The organism is Alkalibaculum sporogenes (assembly GCF_009362815.1).
Lineage (GTDB): Bacteria > Bacillota > Clostridia > Eubacteriales > Alkalibacteraceae > Alkalibaculum_A > Alkalibaculum_A sporogenes.
The window spans coordinates 1-2,176 of the sequence record NZ_WHNX01000074.1 but is presented as its reverse complement, the minus strand read 5'-3'; the positions used below and the strand labels follow the sequence as shown (position 1 = coordinate 2,176).

The 2,176-nt window shown below is 31.0% G+C and carries 2 protein-coding genes; both read right to left on the bottom strand.

The window, feature by feature from the left end; translation table 11 throughout:
• Positions 1 to 825: glucosaminidase domain-containing protein (locus GC105_RS16565; RefSeq protein ID WP_193708469.1), on the bottom strand; the 825-nt coding region annotated here is incomplete at its 3' end.
• A gap of 147 nt (positions 826 to 972) precedes the next feature.
• A partial coding sequence (locus GC105_RS16560; protein ID WP_152807042.1) for an N-acetylglucosaminidase occupies positions 973 to 2,176 on the bottom strand: 1,204 nt, incomplete at its 5' end.

Genomic DNA, 2,176 nt, shown 5'->3' with positions numbered 1-2,176 from the left:
CCAGAATTGATACAATACTCCATTTTCACTTGTACCACTTGACCTTATAGTATGCGTATTTCCTGTATATCCTGTTCCGTCTATGTTTAACACATCTACGGTTACTATTGATTTATCCGTAATGTCACTTGATTCTACTTCAGTATTTGTTATAGTTGCTGTACTATCTAGTAACAATTCATCTTCTTCATCTTCATCTTCATGTAGCATGTTATCTGTTAATAGTTTTATTTCTGTACTAATTATTTGTCGTAATATATTAATTATTTTATTGCTGTACTCCGAGTCTTCATTTTCCAAATCTTCTACATTTGGGGATAACCCTTTTGGCTCTATTAAATCATATTCTGGATCAACGCATTCTTGATTTAATGGTTCCGTACTTGCATGTGCTTTAAGATGTTGTATATTAGCTCTTATCCCTTCTTGTATGAAATTAAATGACTCATATGTACCATCAAGATTTTTTAAACTACCAAAATTATTATTATTTATACTAACTTCTCTATCAAATTTAAGCCAATTAGTATTTACTATTATTTGTGCAATAGCTACGTCCGCTCTTACTCCCTCTACTACTGCTTCGTCGTAAATTAAACCTACAAACTTTTCTAAATCGATATTTTTATCAAGAAATTCTTGTGGATATGTAACATCAGAATTTTCAGTATAATATTGAACCATTTGTTCTTTACTTGCTTGTGACTCACCCATAATTGGCGTTGTTTCTTGAGCTATAGCATAATCAACACTAAAGTTTATAGATAAAATAGAGAGCAATATTATTCCGATAATTATTCTAGCAGTTTTTCTTTTGATGTACATTATTTCCCCCTTATATATAATTCAAATTATTATTGCTATTGTAATTAGAATCATTTTCATATTGATACTATTTTGACTATTATTTTGTAGTTAAATATAAGTAGAGATAAAATCAATATCTTACCTCCACTTAAAATAAAGTATTTACTAGTTATACTTTGGTATATCAAAGTATAAAATGTAGTTGTCATTACATACATCATATAATCTTTTAATATTACGGATTTGCTTGTAAGCCCATGCTATGTCAGAAGCATATTGGTGTGCTGCATTTGAAGAATTATTACCCGGATTCCATCTCATCTTATATAGTGTATTCTGTTTATATGTGGCATGGTTAATATAAGATTCTGATACAAATTTTGCTCCTCCTACTATTGCTTTTTCTACTGAAGTCCATCCTTCTTGAAAAGCTCTTTTAGCACCTAATCTTTTAGGATCACTATCAACTGCACCTATTCCGAACATATTATATACTGTAACATAAGGAGTCTTTCCTTTACCGCCTAATAATTTACCTTTGCTATCTATTAGATCTCCATTGGCATTAATTAATTCTCCATTGGCATCGACTAGTATTCCAGTTACCCAATCAGACTTTCCATTTCCTGTTTCAAGCAATGCATGTGATACTAAGTATATCTCGTTGACACTATATGTTTTACTCGCTTGTATAAAAGTACTTCCTGTATTCTCAAGGTTCCCTTTGTCGTCACTAAGTATATTATTTAGATCTTGTACACTTATACCTGCTACTTTTGATAAATCTAAAAACTGGAACTTTTGATCATTCTCTATAGTCGTCAATTTGACATAATCTCCAGAAACCCATCCTATCCTTGTTCCATTTGCAATAATTTTATACCAGCCGTTCTTTTGCTCTAGTATAGCATAAGTAGCTCCTTTAGGTACTTTAGTTATCTCTAAACCTGTTAGGCTTGGTAACGTTCTAACACTTAAAGGGTCAACATTCGTGTTTATTATCAGTGCTGATACTCTATCTTTATTAAAATTATCAGGATTTAAAAAATATTTTACATCAGCTTCTTCTGCTAATTGCCAATTTCCATTATAATAATCTGTCTGTGGATTTACCTTCATTTGTTTATCTAGTATGTGTTTAAGTGAATAACTATAGCTAGTATAATTTATCTGCAAGTCTATTGTTATTTCCTTATACAAATGTGCATCTAAACTTTGATTGCTTTTTTCGTCTTTTATATGTACTCCATATAGATACTTTCCTGGCTTTGTCGGCGTCCACCGAGCACTACTCTTACTATAGTCTTGTATCATCTTCCATTTGTTTGTGCTTACATCTTTTACCCAAAACTGATATAATACTCCATTT